The following is an 18088-nucleotide window of genomic DNA, read 5'->3' as shown; positions in this document are numbered from 1 at the left end:
GAGCGTTCGCGACAAAGCCGTGACGCCCAGCCCCGCCGTGCCGGTGTCGTGAACGACGCGTTCGCGACATCCGCGCGGCGGCCGATGTCTCGTAAGGGCGCGTTCGAGACGACGAACGTTGCCAACGGCGTGCCCAGGGCAGCGCGCCGCGTACGCGGGCGGTCAGCGGCGGGGCTGCTCACTGGGACCCACGCGATCGCGGGCCCATTCGTTGAAGGCGCGGACCTGGCGCCATGCCTTGCGCACCCGGTCGAGGGAGCCGCGTTCGTGCAGCACGTCGTCCGGCTCCCAGGCACGGACGGCGTAGACCGAGCGGTAGCGGAGCAGGTCGATGCGGGGGTGGTCCTCGGCGAAGCCGCGCGGCCGCGATTTGAGCCGGTCGCCGTTGATCTCCCAGCCCGCCCGCTTCAGTTTCGCGAGAAGCTTCTCCAGCGCCGTGCCGTGCAGTTCGGTGTCGACGGCGGCGCGGAAGCGGGCCAGCTGGTCGGACGCCAGGTGGAAGCAGCCACCGCCGACCCGCAGCCCCTCCGGGCCGACCTCGACGTAGTACGCGCCACCCCCTCGCCCCTGCTCGATGACGCCGCCGCAGTGCGTCTTGTACAGCGTCTTGTCCTTGGCGAACCGGACATCGCGGTACGGGCGGAAGACCTTCGGCTCGCCGAAGCCCTCACTGAACTCCGGCGCCAGCTCCGCGAGCAGGGCCTCCATCGGCGCGCGCACGTCCGCCTTGTACACGGCCAGGTTGTCTTCCCAGTACGGCTTGGAGTTGTCCGCGATCAGCCCGTCGAAGAAATCGACGGCGTGTTCTCCGAATCCCGTGAACTTCACCCCGGCACGATAATGCGCACCACCGACACTCCCGGGAGGCACCATGGCGATGCAGGGGAAATCGACGGCGGCCACTCACGAGGAGTACCTGTCCGCGCTCGCCGAGCCCCGGCAGGGCGAGCTACGCGCGCTGCACGAGCTGATCCGCGCGACGGTGCCGGAGCTGGCGCCGACGATGGAATTCGGGATGCCCGGCTACGGCAGATACCACTACCGGTACGCCTCGGGCCGCGAAGGCGATTGGGCACTCGTGATGCTGGCGAGCAACAAGAACTACATCTCGCTCTACGTCGCGGCCGTGGTCGGCGAACGCTATCTCGCCGAGTCGTATGCCGATCGGCTGCCGGAGGCGTCGGTCGGGAAGAGCTGCGTCCGCTTCAAGCGACTGTCCGATGTGGACACCGGCGTGCTCGCCGAACTGTTCACGGTGGCGGCGGCCCATCCGCCCGGCGAACTCGCGCAAGGCCCGAACATGCCTTGACAGGAATATGCGGCTGCGGTCAGATTTCCCGTGTGATGCGCACCTTCGACGTCCTCGCCGAGCCCCGGCGACGTTCGATCCTCGACCTGCTCCGCGAGGGCGAACGGTCCGTCGGCGAACTCGTCGAGCAGCTGGAGCTGAGCCAGCCCGCGGTGTCCAAGCACCTGCGGGTGCTGCGGGAGGCCGGGCTGGTGACCGTCCGGGTGGCCGCGCAGCGCCGCTGCTACCGGCTGCGGCCGGAACCGCTGGCCGAGGTCGACGCCTGGCTCGCCCCCTACCGCCGCTTCTGGTCCACCCACCTCGACGCCCTGGAACGCCGGCTGGACGAAACCGACTAGCCCGCTGGCGCCTGCTCGAAGACGATCCCGGCCGCCGCGGCGCGCCGTTCGCCCCACGCGAACAGCGCGCTCAATGCCGGGCCCAGCGCCTCGCCGTCCTCGGTGAGCCGGTATTCGACGTGCGGCACCTTGCCCCCGAGGCTTTCCCGGCGGACGAGCCCGTCGGACGCCAGCTCACGCAGTTGCTGGGTGAGCATCTTTTCGCTCACTCCCGGCATGCGCCGCCGGAGCTCGCCGTAGCGGTGCACGCCCTCCTTGAGGTGGGCCAGGATGACCGGCTTCCACTTGCCGCCGATGACGTCGACGGCGACCTCGACCGCGCAGTAGTACCGCTTCGTCATGCCGCCCTCCGTGTCACGCACCGGAAAGTGCGTGGTTGCCCGGGTACGCACCCGGTGGTTGCCTTGCCGGGTGATCGTCGAATACGTGCGTTACAGCATCCCCGAAGCCTCCTCCGCCGAGTTCGAAGCCGCCTATGCCCGTGCCGCGCAGTCGCTCACGAAGGCACCCCAGTGCGTCGACTACGAACTCGGCCGCTGCGCTGAGGACCCTACGCGCTACACCCTGCGGATCCGGTGGACTTCGGCGAAGGACCACCTCGAGGGCTTCCGCACCGGCCCCGAGTTCCCGGCGTTCTTCGCCGCGATCGGCGGGTTCGCGGGCGAGATCGAGGAGATGCGCCACTACGAGACGACCACGGTCGCCGGGGAGGGCGGCGCGCGGCCGCCGACGCTCTACGACTGGGCGGGCGGGCGTCCGGCGCTGGTGGAACTGCTCGATGTCTTCTACCGGCACGTGCTGGAGGACTCCCTGCTCGAACCGGTGTTCCGGGACATGGACTCGCGGCACGTCGAGCACGTGGCGACCTGGCTCGGCGAGGTGTTCGGCGGCCCGGCCGGCTACAGCGGACGGCACGGCGGGCATCCGCACATGATCTCCCGGCACGCCGGCCGCGGGATCACCGAAGAGCAGCGGCGCCGCTGGGTCACCCTGCTGCTCGAGGCCGCCGACGAGGTCGGTCTGCCCGCCGACCCGGAGTTCCGCGCCGCGTTCGCCGGCTACGTCGAATGGGGCAGCCGCCTCGCCGTGCTGTTCTCCGCGCCCGGCGCGGACACCACGACCGACGAGCCGGTGCCGCACTGGTCCTGGACCGTGCCGCCGTGGCAGCCGCCGTCGGAATAACCGGAGCGGGGCCTCATAGTGTGGGGCAGTCGGAAAGGAGGCTGCCGGTGATCAGAGTGGACGGCCGGACGCTGCGGTGCGCGGACGTGGTGACGGCGGCGGCGACCGAGGGCCCGCTGGACATCGACGTGTCCATCGCCGCGCTCCGCGGTGCCGAGCACGCGTGGAAACTCGCCGAGGACCTGAGCACCCGGCGGATCGTCTACGGCCGCACGACCGGTGTCGGCGCGAACAAGGACGACGTCGTCACGGGCGAGGACCCGGCCGAACACGGCCGCCGTCTGCTGCGCAGCCACGCGGGCGGCAGCGGCGACGCGATGCCCGGCGGCCAGGTGCGGGCGATGATGCTGATCCGGCTCAACCAGCTGCTCGCCGGGCGGTCCGGCGCCAGCCCGGCGCTGATCGGCGCGCTCGCGACGGCGGTGAAGACCGGGGCGCTGCCGCTGGTGCACCGGTTCGGCGCGATCGGTACCGGCGACCTCGCCCCGCTGGCCGAGACCGCGCTCGCACTCACCGGGGAACGGCCTTGGCTGCACGGCGAGCTCCCGCCGGTGCCGGTCCACGCGGGTGACGCGCTCGCGTTCATGAGCAGCAACGCCGCGACGCTGGCCGAAGCGACCCTTTCCGCGATGCGGCTGGACACGCTGGCCCGCGCGAGCCACGCCGTCGCGGGGTTGACGTATGTCGCGCTCGACGGCAACCCTGAGGCGTACGCGACTCCGGTGCACGAAGCGCGTCCACACGCCGGGCAGGTCGCGTGCGCGGCGGAAATGCGGCGGCTGCTGGGAATGCACGGCACGCCCCCGCCGGGGCGGCGGATCCAGGACCCGTTCGGCCTGCGGGCGTTCCCGCAGGTGCAGGGTCCCGCGCTGGACGCGATCCACTACCTGCGGGACGTGCTGGCCGTGGAAATCAACGCCAGCACGGAAAACCCGATGATCTCGACGGTGCATCAGGACGCCTACCACCACGCGCATTTCCACACCGCGTATGTGTCGACGGCGCTGGACCAGGCGCGGGCGACCGTGCACCAGGTCGCCGAGCTTTCCGTGGCACGGCTGGGAGATCTGCTGGAGCCGGAGTTCACCGGGCTGCGGCCGTTCCTCGCGGCGGGGCCGCCGGGCAGTTCCGGGCTGATGATCCTGGAGTACGTCGCGCACGACGCGCTCACCGAACTCCGGCAGGCGGCGCTGCCCGCGACGCTGGGCACCGCGGTGGTGTCGCGCGGGATCGAGGACCACGCGAGCTTCTCGACGCAGGCCGCGCGGGCCGCGACCGCCGCCGCGGCGGCTTATCAGCAGGTGCTGGCGTGCGAACTGGTCGCGGCGGTGCGGGCGCTGCGGATCCGGAAGGCGAAGCTGGTCGACCTGCCGGTGCGTGCCGCGTACGAGGCGGCGTCGGCCGTCCTGGACCCGCGTCTCGACGACCGTCCGCTGACCGAGGACATCCGCCACGCGGTCGAGATCCTGGACGTGCTGGCGCGGATCTGAAGGGGACCTTCGTCGCGTAGGACGTACTGAAGGGGACTTTCCTCCGATGGCATGAGAGGAAAGTCCCCTTCAGCTCGCGTCAGCCGAAGAAGACCTCGGCCTCTTCGTAGCGCTCGACCGGGACGGTCTTGAGCTCCGCGGTGGCCTCGGACAGCTTCACGCGGACGATGTCGGTGCCCTTCAAGGCGACCATGACGCCGAAGTCGCCGTCCGCGACTGCGTCCACCGCGTGCAGGCCGAAGCGGGTGGCCAGCACCCGGTCGTACGCCGTCGGCGTGCCGCCGCGCTGGACGTGGCCGAGCACGACCGCGCGGGACTCCTTGCCCGTGCGGTGCGCGATCTCGTCGGCCAGCCAGGTGCCGATGCCGCCGAGCCGGACGTGCCCGAAGGCGTCCTTCTCGCCGGTGAGCAGCTTCTCCTCGCCGCCCTCGGGAAGCGCTCCCTCGGCGACGACGATGATCGGCGCGTACTCCTTCTCGAAGCGGCGCTCGACCCAGGAGACGACCTGCTCGACCGAGAAGTGCCGCTCCGGCACCAAAATCACGCTCGCGCCGCCGGCGAGGCCGGAGTGCAGCGCGATCCAGCCCGCGTGCCGTCCCATGACCTCGACGACGAGAGCGCGGTGGTGCGATTCGGCCGTGGTGTGCAGCCGGTCGATCGCCTCGGTGGCGATGGACACCGCGGTGTCGAAACCGAACGTGTAGTCGGTGGCGCCCAGGTCGTTGTCGATCGTCTTGGGCACGCCGACGACACCGACGCCGTCGTCGGTGAGCCGCTTCGCCACGCCGAGGGTGTCCTCGCCGCCGATCGCGATCAGCGCGTCGACACCCTGGTCGGCGAGCACCTTCTTGATCTTCTCGACGCCGCCGTCGACCTTGTACGGGTTGGTCCGCGAGGACCGCAGGATCGTGCCGCCCCTGGTGAGGATGTCCTCGACGTCGCGGAGGCCCAGCGGCTTGCTCTCGCCGGTGAGCGGGCCCTGCCACCCGTTGCGGAAGCCGACGAACTCCCAGTCGTGCACCTCGATGCCCTTGCGCACCACCGCGCGGATGACCGCGTTGAGCCCCGGGCAGTCGCCGCCGCCGGTCAGCACCCCGACACGCATCTGAAGCCTCCGTGTATGTCCTGTGGTTCGTGGAGATGACAGTCACATTTCGCCTTGCGACGCCAGGGTAGCGGCTTCCGTCTTGATCGGTGCAGGGCGGACCACATGGGCAATCGGTATTTCCTTCCGGCGCTCTGCTAGGGTGGCGGCCATGCAGCGCTATTTCTGGTTTACGAAGCCGGCCCCGGGTGGGCACGGCGGCGTGAACCTGCGCTGAGTCCCACCCCGAGCCGGAATCGCGACCGGCTCGGTGGTTCTCGCGGGGTCGGTGTCCATCAGGAAGGAACCCCCCGCAGTGTCTCTCTCACCGCTGTCTCTCACCGCCGGGCCCGCCGACGTCACGCCGCTGGACGCACAGCGCACGACAAGCATCAGCCCGCTCATCTCCCCCGCCCTGCTGCGCGAGGACCATCCCGTCGACGCGGCGGTGGCGAAGGTCGTGCACCAGGGCCGCGCGGAGACCGTCGACATCCTCGACGGCCGGGACGACCGGCTGCTCGTCGTCGTCGGCCCGTGCTCGGTGCACGACACCGAGGCCGCGCTCGACTACGCCCGCCGCCTGGCCGCGAAGGCCGAACAGCTGCGCGGCGAACTGCACATCGTCATGCGGGTGTACTTCGAGAAGCCGCGCACGACGCTGGGCTGGAAGGGCCTGATCAACGACCCGGACCTCGACGGCACGTTCGCGGTCAACAAGGGCCTGCGGCTGGCGCGGCGGCTGCTGCTCGACGTGTCGGCGCTGGGCCTGCCGGTGGGCTGTGAGTTCCTCGACCCGATCACCCCGCAGTTCATCGCCGACGTCGTCACCTGGGGCTCGATCGGCGCGCGGACGGCCGCGAGCCAGGTGCACCGGCAGCTGTGCAGCGCGCTGTCGATGCCGGTGGGGATCAAGAACTCGACCGAGGGCGACGTCCAGGTCGCGGTGGACGCGACGCGCGCGGCGGCGGCGAGCCACGTCTTCGCCGGGATCAACTCCGACGGGCTGGCCGCGCTGCTCACGACGTCCGGGAACCCGGACTGCCACGTCATCCTGCGCGGCGGCTCGGCAGGTCCGAACCACGACGCCACGACGGTGTCGGACACCCTCGCGCGGCTGCGGAAGTCCGGGCTGGCGGAGCGGGTGATCATCGACGCGAGCCACGGCAACAGCGGGAAGGACCACGTCCGGCAGGCCGAGGTCGTCCGCGAGCTGGCCGGGCGGATCGGGGCCGGGGAACGCGGGATCACCGGCCTGATGCTGGAGAGCTTCCTCGCCGCCGGGCGCCAGGATCTCGCGCTGGGCCGCGCCGGCGAGCTGACCTACGGGCAGAGCATCACCGACGCCTGCATGGACTGGGACACCACGGCGGACCTGCTGGACACCCTCGCCGAGGCCGTCCGCACCCGCCGCTGACCTCCGCGAACGTGGAACTCGTCGTCGCGAATGTGGAACTCGGGCGCGGGAATGTGGGACTCGCAGGCCGGGCGGCGGGCGGCGAGTCCCACGTTCAGGAGGCCGAGTTCCCCGTTCAGGGGCGGGAGTTCGCCGGGCGGCGGCGCCAGACCTCCTCGATGACCTGCCAGCGGATGTAGTTGTGGCGGGCGTCGGCGAGGGCGTCGTGGGCGTCTGCGGGGGCCGCGGGCAGCTTCGGCTTGCCCGCGTCCTCCCACCGCTGCCGCAGGTCGCGGGTGAAGCGGGGCAGCTGCCGGGGCAGCGCGGGCATCGGGCCCCACAGCTGGGCCAGCGCGACGTGGTCGTACGCGGCGAACCAGGCCCACAGCTCAATCCCGCCGGGCGGTTTGCCCAGGAACTCCAGCAGATCCGTCCGGATGCGCTCGCGGCTGCGCCACGCCTGGTCCCCCGGCGACGGCAGTTTCGGGAGCACGTTCTCGCGGACCCACGGCCCGGCCTTGGCCGGGTCGAAATCGGTGGAGACCGCGTAGAACTCGCGGCCACGTTCGTCAACGACACCGATCGACACCAGATCGATCGTCACGCCGTCCTCGATGAATTCGGTGTCGTAGAAAAAACGCACCGGGGAACCCTAGTCGGTCAACCGACCTTGCTGTCGGGCACCCGGGCGGCGTCGGACGCGGACGGCTGCGACGGCACCTTGGGGCGCACCCCGGCGGCGTCGGCGGCCAGCAGTTCCTTGGCCTTGGCGGCGTAGATGTCGACGTACTCCTGGCCGGACAGCTCCATGAGCGCGTACATGATCTCGTCGGTGATCGACCGCTCGATGAACCGGTCGCCCGAAAGGCCCTCGTAGCGGGAGAAGTCCAGCGGCTTGCCGAACCGGACCTCGAGGCGGCGCGGCCACCACATCTTCGAGCCGATCGGGTTGACCTTGTCGGTGCCGATCATCGCGACCGGGATCACCACCGCGCCGGACTCGAGCGCGATCCTGGCGACGCCGGTCTTGCCCTTGTACAGCCGTCCGTCCGGCGAGCGCGTGCCCTCCGGGTAGATGCCGAGCAAGTGGCCGTTGCGCACGAGCCGGATCGCGGTGTCCAGCGCGGCCTGCGCGGCGTTGCCGCCGGAGCGGTCGATCGGGAACTGCCCGACACCGGTGAAGAACCATTTCTTCAGCAGGCCCTTGAAACCGGGCTCGGTGAAATACTCCGATTTGGCCGGGAAAGTCACCTTCCGCTTCACCCGCAGCGGCATGAAGAACGAGTCGGCGACGGCGAGATGGTTGCCGGCGAGGATGGCGCCCCCGGACTCCGGGATGTTCTCGGCGCCGACGACCTTGGTCGGCCACAGCAGCTTGAGCAGCGGTCCGATGAACACAAACTTCGCCAGCCAGTACAGCACGCCGCTCCGTCTCCTCACCCACGCTCGGCCGAGTCCGACCCAGTCCGACGTACCAGAGTACGAAGCTAGGACGTCCTAGCACAACGCGAGCCACCCGGTTACCCGGTGGCAGCGACCGATCTCACAGCGCCGCACGGAGGATCCGGGCGGTGGCCGGACGCCCACAACGCCGCCGCGCCGTGCGAACATGGGTGACCCACACCGATGGAGGAGGAAGGCGATCGCATGGGCGTTCTCGCCGGCGCGGAGCCGTTCGCTCACCCCGGTTCCACCGGCGCCGGATTCCTGCTGTGCCACGGGTTCACCGGCACTCCGGCGAGCATGCGCGCCTGGGGCGAGCACCTGGCGGCCGCCGGGTACGCCGTGCGCTGCCCGCTGCTGCCAGGGCACGGCACCCGGTGGCAGGACATGAACCGGACAGAATGGCAGGACTGGTACGGCCGGGTCCGCGAAGAGCTGCTGGCGCTCAAGGCGGACTGCCCGATCGTGTTCGTCGCCGGATTGTCGATGGGCGGGACGCTGACGCTGCGGCTGGCCGAGGAGTTCGGCGCCGCGATCGCCGGGATCGTCCTGGTCAACCCGTCGGTGACGACCCTGCGCAAGGACGCGAAATTCCTTCCGCTGCTGGCACGGACCATCCCGTCGGTGGCGGCGATCTCGAACGACATCGCCAAGCCGGGGGTCACCGAGCTGGCCTACACCCGGACGCCGGTGCGCGCCGCCGCGAGCCTCGCGAAGTTCTGGGCGATCGTCAGGGCCGGGCTGCCCAAGGTCACCCAGCCGGTGCTGTTGCTGCATTCGGCCGTAGATCATGTCGTCGAACCGGTGAACGCGAAGATCATTCTGAACGAGATCGGCAGCACCGCGGCCACCGAGGTCATACTGGAACACAGTTTCCACGTCGCGACCCAGGACCACGACGCGGACCTGATCTTCACCCGCAGCGTCGAGTTCGCGCACTCGATCCGGGCGGGGCTGACGGAGGAAGCCAGATGAGCCGGGGGCCAGGCAAGGACGGGCCGGAAGACGTCGACGCGACGTTCGCCGAGATCGTCGCCGATCTGCGGGCCGAGGGTGTCGGCCTGCTGCCCGAGAACGACACGATCGACGACGCCGTCGACACCGCCGAGCTGAAGCTCGACCCGCCGAAACCGGAGGCCACGGGGCCGACGGGCTCGACGGGGACGGCCGACGCGGGCTGGCGTGGCGGCGGGACCAACTGGGACAAGACGATGTTCTCCGAGGACCCCGCGTCCGACGACGAGCACTTCGTGCCCCCGGAACCACCACCGCTGCCGCGTCCGCGCAAGGGCGCGTTCGTCGTGCTGCTGCTGTTCATCGTGGGACTGCTCCTGCTGATCATCCCGGGCTTCATCGGGATCAGCCAGACGGTCGCCACCCCGCTGGGGATCCTCGCGCTCGCGACCGCGATCGCGCTGCTGCTGCTCCGCGTCCGGCAGGGTCCCCCGCCCGGCGCCGATCCCAGCAACGGCGCCCAGGTCTGATCAGACCGGGGGAACCCCGCATGCACGTCGAGTTCACTCCGTCACGCCGGTCCACGGTCGGCGCGGAGTGGGAGCTGGCGCTCGTCGACCGGCGCAGCGGCGAGCTGTCCTCGGTGGCCGAACGCGTCCTCGAAGCCGTCCGCCCGGAGGACGGCGGTGAGCATCCGAAGATCAAACAGGAGCTGCTGCTCAACACGATCGAGGTGATCAGCGGGGTCTGCCGGACGATCGGCGAGGTGAAGGCCGATCTGGGCGGGACGCTGGACACCGTGCACACGGTGTGCGACCGGTTCGGCGTCGAGCCGTTCTCCGCCGGGACGCACCCGTTCTCCAGCTGGTACCAGCAGAAGGTCACCGACAAGGCGCGCTACGCCAAGCTGATCGACCGGACCCAGTGGTGGGGACGGCAGATGCTGGTCTACGGCGTCCACGTGCACGTCGGCGTCGAGCATCGCGAAAAGGTGCTCCCGATCCTCGACTCGCTGCTGATCTACGCGCCGCATCTGCAGGCGCTGTCGGCGTCCTCGCCGTACTGGGGTGCCGAGGACACCGGGTACGCGTCGAACCGGGCGCTGATGTTCCAGCAACTGCCGACCGCGGGCCTGCCGTTCCAGTTCACGAAGTGGCCCGAGCTGGAGAACTACGTCGCCGACATGTTCACCACCGGCGTGATCGACGACTTCTCCGAGATCCGCTGGGACATCCGGCCCTCGCCGCGGCTCGGGACGATCGAGATGCGGGTCTGCGACGGGCTGCCGACGCTGGAGGAGGTCGGCGCGATCGCGGCGCTGACGCAGTGTCTGGTCGAGGATTTCAGCACGCGGCTCGACGACGGCGAGGTGCTGCCGACGCTTCCGCCGTGGCACGTCCAGGAGAACAAGTGGCGCGCGGCGCGCTACGGCACCGACGCGATCGTCATCCTCGACGCGCGGGGGCGGGAGCGGCTCGTCACCGACGACGTCTGCGTGTTGCTCGACCGGCTGGAACCGGTGGCGCGGCGGCTGGACTGCGTGCGCGAACTCCGGGACGTCGAGACGATCCTGCGGTACGGGCCCAGCTATCAGCGGCAGCGGGCGGTGGCCCGGCAGCACAACGGGAGTCTCAAGGCCGTGGTGGCGTCGCTGGTGTCGGAGATGCGGGACGGGATCCCGCGTACCTGAACGGACAACTCGCGTGCCTGGATGGAGATCTCGCGTACCTGGATGGACGACTCGCGTGATCAGGGGCGTAGCTCGGCGAGGAGGGTGGCGGGGCCGAGGGTGGTGGCGCCGAGGGAGGTGACGCGGGATTTCAGCTCGCGGTCGGCGGTGGCGACGACGACGTGGTTGCCGGGGTCGGCACGTAGTTCGCGGGTGAGGGCGACGATGGCGGAGTCGCCGTCGGTTTCGGCGTCGACGACCTCGACGCCGGGGATCGGTTCGACGCCGCGGGCCTTGCCCTCGACGACGAGGATCACGCGGGGCCACCACGTCCAGTCCTGCCCGGCTCCGCCGCCCACGACGGTGTCCGGGAGGCCGGTCTCGGTCAGGGACGCGAGTTCGTCGCGCAGCCGGACCGCGGCGCCGAACCGGTCGCGCCACCAGCCGTCCGGCCGGGAGCCGACGACGTTCGCGCCGTCGACGACGAGCACCAGCGTCCGGTCCAGCTGGGTACGCAACTCCGGCCACGCTGCGGCGAAGTCGCGGTGCAGCCGGAACCCGGCGACGTCGTCGGGGCGGACCCAGCGCAGTTCGGCGCTCTCGGAATTCGCCACCCGCTCCTCGATCGTCCCGGTCACCGAAGCGACCACTGTGGTGTAGCGCCAATCCCCGTGCTCCAGCACCGACGCCGACAACGCGCGGACCGTGCCGGGAGCCACTGCGGCCTCCTCGTGCGCCTCGCGGACGGCCGCCTCGCGCGGGGTCTCCCCCGCTTCGAGCGCGCCGCCGGGCAGCGCCCACGTCCGCCCGTGATGCACCCACCACGCCCGGCGCTGCAGCAGCACCCCGCGCTCGGGATCCGACAGCAACAACCCCGCCGCGCCGTGCCTGCCCCAGTGCAGCCTGCCGCACGAACAACGGACGAACACGTTGGCGGGGAGGGTAGTCATCCTCCTACCGTGACACACCGACCTGCGCATCGTCAGCCGTCGCGACGTCCATCGCCAGCGCGGCCGCGCCGACGATCGCGGTGTCGTCGCCCAGGTGCGCGGTCCGGATCCGGGCCAGCGGCCGGTACTTGGCACCGGTGATCGCACCCGCGTAGTGCTCACGGGCCTCGTCGAGGAACAGCGGCGCGGACTCCGACACCCCGCCGCCGATGACGATGATCTCCGGGTCGAACACGTCCGCCACCAGCGCGAGCCCCTCGCCGAGCCATTTCGCCAGCTCCGCCATGGCCCGCTGGGCGATCGGGTCGCCGTCGCGGGCGGCGCCCGCGACGCGCCTGCCGGTGATCGAACCCGGGTCCCCGGCGACCTCGCGGGCCAGCACGGTCGAGCGGCCCGGATACCGCGCCAGCAGCTCCACCGCGGTCGCCGCCAGGGCCGTGCCGCTGCAGTACCGCTCCCAGCAGCCGTACTTCCCGCACGGGCAGGCCCGGCCGCCCGGCACCACGGTGAGATGCCCGAGTTCGGGGGCGACGCCGTACGCGCCGCGGTAGATCCTGCCGTCGAGCAGCAGCCCGGCGCCGATCCCGGTGCCGAGTGCCACCAGCGCGGCCACCTGGGCACCCCGCGCGGCGCCGAACCGGTGTTCGCCGACCACCGCGGAGTTCACGTCGTGCTCCAGCGTCACCGGCAGGCCGACGCGCTTTTCGATACGTTCGGCCACCGGCGCGTCCCGCCAGGCCAGATGCGGCGCGAACATGACCGTGCGGCGGTCCCGCGCGACGAACCCGGCGACGGCCAGCCCCACCCCGGCCACCTCGTGCCGGTTGCGGAGCGTCTCGACGACCCCGGCGATGGCGTCCTCCAGGGGACCTTCCTCGCTCGGCGTCGCCACCCGCGTGGTGTCCAGCATCGAGCCACGCTCGTCCACGACACCGGCCCGGACGCTCGTCCCGCCGACGTCCACCCCGATCGTCCGCACCGCTCAGTACTCCCGCTCCGCCTGCCAGTTGTCCCGCCTGCGGACCGTGATGTGCTGCACCCTCGGCGAGGCCGGGGCCCCGGCGGGCTCCGGCTCGCGCCGCGCGGGGTGGAACCCCGGCATGTGCACCCCGTCCTCCGGCTCCCACCGGTCCGCGAGCACCGCCCGCAGCAGGGCCACCAGCTGGGCGGCCTGTTCGAGCAGCCGCGCGACGAACTCAGGGCGTTCCCCGCGCAGAACGGCGACGATCGCACACAGTGGACACCAGCCGCATCCCGGGGTGTCTTCCCCGTGCTGCTCAGGCCCCTGCGCGGTGTCCTCTTCGGACATTCCGTGCCCGGCCTTGACGATGCCCTCCAGCCACGGCGCGGCGTGCTCGGCCACCAGCTCGACCAGCAGCCGGATCTCCTCGGCCAGCCGCAGCCCTTCGGCGCCGCCCGGGTTCTCCTGTTCGCTCACCCGTGTCCCCGCTCTCCGGCGGCCAGGCTCACGACCAGGCCGTCCGCGTCGGATTCCGCGCCGGTGATCCGGCACGGCCGCACCGTCTCCGGCAGGGCGATGAGCCTGCGGAAACCGTCCACGGTGATCGCCAGGTCGTCGTCGACGCGGGCGAGATCGACTTCGGCGTCCCGCCGCAGCGGGATCGCGACGCGCAGCCGGTAGCCGTCGCCGTCCTCGACGATCTTCAGCAGCGGCGTGACCGGCTTTCCGTTGCCGGACAAGGGATCGAAGCCGTGATACAGCTCCTGCGCGATCTCCAGCAACGCCGGGAGCCCGACCGGTTCGGCCGCGCGGTGCTCGACCGTGGTGACCAGCTCGGGCCCGAACCCGGCCTCGGCGAGTTCGGCGAGCACGGCGTTCTGCTGGGTCCGCCGGGTGCGGGCCCAGTTCGCCGCCGACCCCCGCCAGAACCCGGGCGCGGGCATCAGCCGGTTCGCGATCAGCCCGTCGACGGCGATGCCGCGCAGCGCGAGCGAGCTGAGCGTGCGCCGGGCCTCGGCGACCACGACGCGTTCCGGCGTCAGGACCAGGCGGACGGTGGTGACGGCCGGGTTCGTGAGCAGCGCCCGCAACGACTCCAGGTGCGTGCCCAGCTTGCGGACCGCCGCGGCCACCCGCGTGCGACGTCCCTTGGCCTGCCAGCCGAACACGCGAGTGAGGTACCCCGAAACGGCCTCGGGCAACGCGAGCAGGCGCAACGTCTCGGCGGTCGGGCCGCAGTCGACGACGACGGTGTCCCACGGGCCGCGTTCGGCCAGCCGCTGCACCTCGGTGAGCGCGAGCAGTTCGTCGACGCCGGGCAGCACGGTCAGCTCCTCGGCGTCGAGCGTGTCCAGCCCCGCTCCAGCCAGGAGGGCACGTAGCTCGTCACGCAGTTCGTGCCAGGTGCTGTCGACGAGCGTGCGGGAATCGATCTGCACCGCCGACAAGAGACTGTCCACTTCGGACGGTTCGGCGCCGAGGACGCGGCCGAAGGCGTCGCCGAGGGAATGCGCGGGATCGGTGGAGACCACGAGCGTCTTCCCGCCGCGCGCGGCCAGCGCCGCGGCGGTGGCCGCGGCGAGGGTCGTCTTCCCGACACCCCCCTTGCCGGTGAACAGCAGGATCCGCATGCCTACCCTTCGGTGGTCGACGGTGTTGCTCAGCCCTCGGCCCGGCGCTTGAGCTCCTTGAGCGCGGTGTCCATGACCATCTTCTCGGCCTTGCGGCGCAGCAGCCCGATCATCGGGAGCACCAGCTCGACGGCGAGGGTGTAGGTGACCTTGGTCCGGCCGCCGCCGAGCGGCTCCAGCGCGTACCGGCCGTTCTGCGCCTTCTGCATCTGGCCGCGCACGAGGTGCCAGCTCACGCCGAGGCCGTCGGCGTCCCAGTCGTACTCGAGGGTGTAGACGTCCTTGATCGGGCCCGCGTCCAGGGTGAGTTTGACCTGCTTGGCGCGGCCGCCGTCGTCCTCGGCCAGCACCTCGGTTTCCCGCACCGCCTTGGCCCACTCCGGGTACGCGGGGAAGTCGGCGATCACCGCCATCACCCGCGCGGGCTCGGCGTCGACCTCGATGGACTGTGTGGACTGCTCCGCCATGGCTGGAAGCGTAGCCGGGCCGCCGCGTCACCAGCGCAGCACGTAGGGCTGCCCGGTCTCCTTGAAGTGACCCACGTTACGGCATTCGGTGTGCCCGACCCTGGCCCGCGGCGCCAGCGGCTGGTGGACGTGGCCGAACACCGACCAGCGGGGCCGGTCCTCCCGGATGACGTCGAGCAGTGCCCCTGAGCCCAGCTCAGCCCGCCGCGCGACGACGTCGTAGACCAGCTCCGGCACCGCGGGCGGCACGTGCGTGCAGAGGAAGTCGATCCGGCCCGCCTCGCGCATCGCGGCGACCGCGGCGTCGAACTCCTCGCGGGTGCGCAGGTGGGGCCGCCAGAAACCGTTGCGGCGGGGCACGACGCCGTCGGGCAGCAGCGCGCCGCCGACGAACCCGAGCCGCAGCCCGCCCAGCTCGACGCTTTCGCCGTCGAGCACCCGGATCCCGGCGCCGGCGAACTCGGGCCACAGCGCCGGGGTGTCCACGTTGCCCGGCGTGGCGTAGGTGGGCGCGGTCATGGCGGCGAACAGCGTCTCGTACTGGGCGCGGACCGCCTCGTCCACCGCGGCGGCGGGATCGGCGAGATCCGCCCACAGGGTGCGGGAGAAGGCGACGGTCTCCTCGCGGGTGCCCTCGCGGCGCAGCCGGGCGAACCGGCCGACCTTCTCGGCGCCGAACAGGGCGCCCATGATGCCCTTGTCGTGCTCACGGTAGTCGACGAAGTCGAGCAGATCACCGAGCACGATCAGCGCGTCGGCGCCGTCCCCCGCGCGCTTGAGCGCGTCGGCGTTGCCGTGCACATCGGACACGACGTGAACCCGCATCGCTTCCCCTAACCCACCTGTGGCGGGACGCCGGGCTCGCGCCCGTCCTCCAGGATCTCCTTGAGCCCGAGCGCGATGGCCTTGGCCGCGCGGGCCCGCCGGTCGAACTCGCGCCGCAGCTCCCGCGGCGCCAGCTCCTTCGGCGTCCCGTCCGGACCGGCCGGGGTGGCGCGGAGGAAGTAGTGCAGCAGGGTGCCGTCGAGCACGGGTTCGGTCCAGACCTCCATGGTACCGACGAGCGCGCCGCGGACCGTCCAGCGCAGGCCCTGCTCGCCGCGGTCGGTGTAGACCTCGAGCACGAGGTCGGGCCAGTACCGGGTCCAGGAGCGGGGATCCGCGAAGGCCGCGGCGACCGTGCTCGGGGGGACCACGATGAAGGTCTCGTCGACGAGGTCGAGGGCTGGTGACGCCTGGTTCACGATCCGCAGAATGTCATGCCGTCACACTGCGGGGTCGGTCAGCATGGTCTTACAGTCCACCTCACGCTAAGTTGACTGGCGGGTAACCCGCGGCGCCGATGCCGCAAGCGTTGAACACGGAGGTCCACGTGCGCGAATACAGCGCCCCCGCCGGCAAGCCGGTGCACGACGACGAGAACCTTGCCGACGTCGTGTGGGCGAACGCCGAACGGTTCTCCGACGTCGTGAGCTTCCGCCGCCAGGTCGACGGGACCTGGCTGGACGTGACGGCCAAGGACTTCGCCGCCGAGGTGCTGGCCGTGGCCAAGGGCCTGGCGAGCGCCGGGATCGGCCCCGGCGACCGGGTCGGGCTCATGTCGAAGACCCGCTACGAATGGACGCTGATCGACTTCGCCATCTGGGCGGCGGGCGCGGTCACCGTGCCCATCTACGACACCTCCTCGGCCGAGCAGGTGCACTGGATCCTGTCGGATTCGGCGGCGAAGGGCGTGTTCGTCGAGACCGCCGAGCACGCCGCGACGCTGGGCGAGGTGCGGGACCGGCTGGGTGATCTCGCCCACGTCTGGCAGATCGAGGGCGACTCCCCCGCCGCCGAGGAGTTGGCCGCCGCGGGCGCCGAACTGTCCGATGAGGACCTGCACGGGCGCCGCCGGTCGGTGAAGGCGGACGATCTGGCCACCATCGTCTACACCTCGGGCACCACCGGGCGGCCCAAGGGCGTCGAGCTGACCCACCGGAACCTCCTCGCGGAGATCCGCGCGGACATCGAGGCGTTCCCGCAGCTGATGGAGCAGGGCAACTCGCTGCTGTGCTTCCTGCCGCTCGCGCACGTGCTCGCCCGCGCGATCGCGGTGACGGCGCTGACCGCGCGGGTCACCCTCGGCCACACCCCCGACGTCAAGAACCTCGTCCCGGACCTGGGCAGTTTCCGGCCGACGTTCGTGGTCGCGGTGCCGCGCGTGTTCGAGAAGGTCTACAACGGCGCCAAGCAGAAAGCGCACGCCGAGGGCAAGGGCAAGATCTTCGACGCCGCCGAGGCCACCGCGGTCGCCTACAGCGAGGCGAAGGACAACGGCGGCGCCGGGCTCGGGCTCACGCTCAAGCACCTGCTGTTCGACAAGCTCGTCTACGCCAAGCTGCGCGCTGCGCTGGGCGGCCGGTGCGTGGCGGCGGTGTCCGGCGGGGCCCCGCTCGGCGCGCGGCTGGCGCACTTCTTCCGCGGCATCGGCGTCCCGGTGTTCGAGGGCTACGGCCTGACCGAGACGTCCGCGGCGGCGAACGTGAACACCGAGAACGCCTTCCGGGTCGGCACGGTCGGCAAGCCGGTGGCCGGGACGTCGGTGCGCATCGCCGAGGACGGCGAGGTGCTGCTCTCGGGCGACGTCGTGTTCAAGGCCTACTACAACAATCCCGCCGCGACCGCGGAGGCGCTCACCGACGGCTGGTTCCACACCGGCGACCTCGGCGAGCTGGACGCGGACGGGTTCCTCAAGATCACCGGGCGCAAGAAGGAGATCATCGTCACCGCGGGCGGCAAGAACGTCGCCCCGTCCGGGCTCGAGGACACGATCAAGGCGTCCCCGCTGGTGAGCCAGGCGATGGTGGTCGGCGACCAGCGGCCGTTCATCGGCGCGCTGGTGACCATCGACGAGGAGTACTTCCCGTCGTGGAAGTCCCAGCACGGCAAGCCCGCCGGGGCGACCGTGGCCGAACTGGCCGACGACGCCGATCTGCGCGCCGAGATCCAGTCCGCTGTGGACGAAGCGAACAAGGCGGTCTCGCACGCCGAGTCGATCAAGAAGTTCACCATCCTGGCCAACGACTTCACCGAGGCGGGCGGCGAGATCACGCCGAGCCTCAAGCTCAAGCGCAACATCGTCTCGAAGAACTACGCGGGCGACATCGAAGCGCTGTACAAGAAGTAGCCGGACGGTCCGTGAAGGCCTCCTTCACAGCGGTGAGCGCTGTGAAGG

21 protein-coding genes are annotated in these 18088 nt (G+C 71.1%); 9 read left to right on the top strand and 12 right to left on the bottom strand.

Going from position 1 to position 18088, the window contains the following annotated elements; all coding sequences use genetic code 11:
- Window positions 1-162: 162 nt before the first annotated feature.
- The gene (locus ACFWX1_RS40475; RefSeq protein WP_378395169.1) at window positions 163-828 is read right to left on the bottom strand and encodes a DUF2461 domain-containing protein; all 666 of its coding nucleotides are present in this window, start codon (window positions 826-828) and stop codon (window positions 163-165) included.
- Window positions 829-871: 43 nt separating this feature from the next.
- Here ACFWX1_RS40475 and ACFWX1_RS40470 point away from each other — a divergent pair, with 43 nt between their 5' ends.
- Window positions 872-1309: an iron chaperone gene (locus ACFWX1_RS40470; protein WP_378395168.1), complete on the top strand. Its 438-nt coding sequence runs from the start codon at window positions 872-874 to the stop codon at window positions 1307-1309.
- A gap of 35 nt (window positions 1310-1344) precedes the next feature.
- A complete protein-coding gene (locus ACFWX1_RS40465) occupies window positions 1345-1647 on the top strand; it encodes an ArsR/SmtB family transcription factor (RefSeq protein WP_378395174.1) in 303 nt (100 codons plus the stop codon).
- On the opposite strand, the gene ACFWX1_RS40460 is transcribed toward ACFWX1_RS40465, so the two are convergent.
- A complete protein-coding gene (locus ACFWX1_RS40460) occupies window positions 1644-1988 on the bottom strand; it encodes a winged helix-turn-helix transcriptional regulator (RefSeq protein ID WP_378395167.1) in 345 nt (114 codons plus the stop codon). The two genes, ACFWX1_RS40465 and ACFWX1_RS40460, sit on opposite strands and share 4 nt — an antisense overlap.
- Window positions 1989-2058: 70 nt before the next feature.
- Here ACFWX1_RS40460 and ACFWX1_RS40455 point away from each other — a divergent pair, with 70 nt between their 5' ends.
- On the top strand, window positions 2059-2829 hold the full coding sequence (locus ACFWX1_RS40455) for a group II truncated hemoglobin (protein WP_378395166.1): 771 nt from the start codon (window positions 2059-2061) through the stop codon (window positions 2827-2829).
- Between the two features lie 47 nt (window positions 2830-2876).
- Window positions 2877-4319 (top strand): aromatic amino acid ammonia-lyase, encoded by a 1443-nt coding sequence (locus ACFWX1_RS40450; RefSeq protein WP_378395165.1) that lies wholly within the window; start codon window positions 2877-2879, stop codon window positions 4317-4319.
- 79 nt (window positions 4320-4398) lie between these two features.
- Here ACFWX1_RS40450 and ACFWX1_RS40445 read toward each other — a convergent pair whose 3' ends face one another.
- Window positions 4399-5424 carry a 6-phosphofructokinase gene (locus tag ACFWX1_RS40445; RefSeq protein WP_378395164.1) on the bottom strand — a complete coding sequence of 342 codons (1026 nt, stop codon included), beginning with the start codon at window positions 5422-5424 and terminating at the stop codon, window positions 4399-4401.
- Window positions 5425-5734: 310 nt separating this feature from the next.
- Here ACFWX1_RS40445 and ACFWX1_RS40440 point away from each other — a divergent pair, with 310 nt between their 5' ends.
- Window positions 5735-6817 carry a 3-deoxy-7-phosphoheptulonate synthase gene (locus ACFWX1_RS40440; protein WP_378395173.1) on the top strand — a complete coding sequence of 361 codons (1083 nt, stop codon included), beginning with the start codon at window positions 5735-5737 and terminating at the stop codon, window positions 6815-6817.
- Window positions 6818-6932: 115 nt separating this feature from the next.
- On the opposite strand, the gene ACFWX1_RS40435 is transcribed toward ACFWX1_RS40440, so the two are convergent.
- Window positions 6933-7439 (bottom strand): polyadenylate-specific 3'-exoribonuclease AS, encoded by a 507-nt coding sequence (locus ACFWX1_RS40435; RefSeq protein WP_378395163.1) that lies wholly within the window; start codon window positions 7437-7439, stop codon window positions 6933-6935.
- 17 nt (window positions 7440-7456) lie between these two features.
- Window positions 7457-8218, bottom strand: coding sequence for a lysophospholipid acyltransferase family protein (locus ACFWX1_RS40430; protein ID WP_378395172.1), 762 nt, complete (start codon window positions 8216-8218; stop codon window positions 7457-7459).
- Between the two features lie 225 nt (window positions 8219-8443).
- On the opposite strand from ACFWX1_RS40430, the gene ACFWX1_RS40425 reads away from it, so the two are divergent.
- The 3 genes from ACFWX1_RS40425 to ACFWX1_RS40415 are packed head-to-tail and all read left to right on the top strand — an operon-like array spanning window position 8444 to window position 10883.
- On the top strand, window positions 8444-9214 hold the full coding sequence (locus ACFWX1_RS40425; RefSeq protein ID WP_378395162.1) for an alpha/beta hydrolase: 771 nt from the start codon (window positions 8444-8446) through the stop codon (window positions 9212-9214).
- Window positions 9211-9723: a hypothetical protein gene (locus tag ACFWX1_RS40420; RefSeq protein WP_378395161.1), complete on the top strand. Its 513-nt coding sequence runs from the start codon at window positions 9211-9213 to the stop codon at window positions 9721-9723. Before ACFWX1_RS40425 ends, ACFWX1_RS40420 begins: the two co-directional genes overlap by 4 nt.
- A gap of 20 nt (window positions 9724-9743) precedes the next feature.
- Window positions 9744-10883, top strand: coding sequence for a glutamate--cysteine ligase (locus tag ACFWX1_RS40415; RefSeq protein ID WP_378395160.1), 1140 nt, complete (start codon window positions 9744-9746; stop codon window positions 10881-10883).
- A 59-nt stretch (window positions 10884-10942) separates the two neighbouring features.
- Here ACFWX1_RS40415 and ACFWX1_RS40410 read toward each other — a convergent pair whose 3' ends face one another.
- The 7 genes from ACFWX1_RS40410 to ACFWX1_RS40380 are packed head-to-tail and all read right to left on the bottom strand — an operon-like array spanning window position 10943 to window position 16115.
- The gene (locus ACFWX1_RS40410; RefSeq protein ID WP_378395159.1) at window positions 10943-11812 is read right to left on the bottom strand and encodes an NUDIX domain-containing protein; all 870 of its coding nucleotides are present in this window, start codon (window positions 11810-11812) and stop codon (window positions 10943-10945) included.
- 4 nt (window positions 11813-11816) lie between these two features.
- Window positions 11817-12776, bottom strand: coding sequence for an ROK family protein (locus ACFWX1_RS40405; protein ID WP_378395171.1), 960 nt, complete (start codon window positions 12774-12776; stop codon window positions 11817-11819).
- 18 nt (window positions 12777-12794) lie between these two features.
- Window positions 12795-13250 (bottom strand): hypothetical protein, encoded by a 456-nt coding sequence (locus ACFWX1_RS40400; RefSeq protein ID WP_378395158.1) that lies wholly within the window; start codon window positions 13248-13250, stop codon window positions 12795-12797.
- A complete protein-coding gene (locus ACFWX1_RS40395) occupies window positions 13247-14404 on the bottom strand; it encodes an ArsA family ATPase (RefSeq protein WP_378395157.1) in 1158 nt (385 codons plus the stop codon). The genes ACFWX1_RS40400 and ACFWX1_RS40395 overlap by 4 nt, the downstream gene beginning before the upstream one ends.
- A 29-nt stretch (window positions 14405-14433) precedes the next feature.
- Complete coding sequence (locus ACFWX1_RS40390) at window positions 14434-14871, bottom strand: SRPBCC family protein (protein ID WP_378395156.1); 438 nt, start codon at window positions 14869-14871, stop codon at window positions 14434-14436.
- Window positions 14872-14898: 27 nt separating this feature from the next.
- Window positions 14899-15696 (bottom strand): metallophosphoesterase, encoded by a 798-nt coding sequence (locus ACFWX1_RS40385; RefSeq protein WP_378395154.1) that lies wholly within the window; start codon window positions 15694-15696, stop codon window positions 14899-14901.
- An 8-nt stretch (window positions 15697-15704) separates the two neighbouring features.
- Window positions 15705-16115 carry a polyketide cyclase / dehydrase and lipid transport gene (locus ACFWX1_RS40380; RefSeq protein ID WP_378395153.1) on the bottom strand — a complete coding sequence of 137 codons (411 nt, stop codon included), beginning with the start codon at window positions 16113-16115 and terminating at the stop codon, window positions 15705-15707.
- A gap of 128 nt (window positions 16116-16243) precedes the next feature.
- Between ACFWX1_RS40380 and ACFWX1_RS40375 the strand changes: the two genes are divergently transcribed.
- A complete protein-coding gene (locus ACFWX1_RS40375; protein ID WP_378395152.1) occupies window positions 16244-18040 on the top strand; it encodes an AMP-dependent synthetase/ligase in 1797 nt (598 codons plus the stop codon).
- The last annotated feature ends 48 nt before the right edge of the window (window positions 18041-18088 follow it).

Source organism: Amycolatopsis sp. NPDC059021, from assembly GCF_042739895.1.
GTDB lineage: Bacteria > Actinomycetota > Actinomycetes > Mycobacteriales > Pseudonocardiaceae > Amycolatopsis.
Note: the sequence above shows the minus strand (reverse complement) of the source record. Positions and strands in the feature narration are given on the sequence as shown.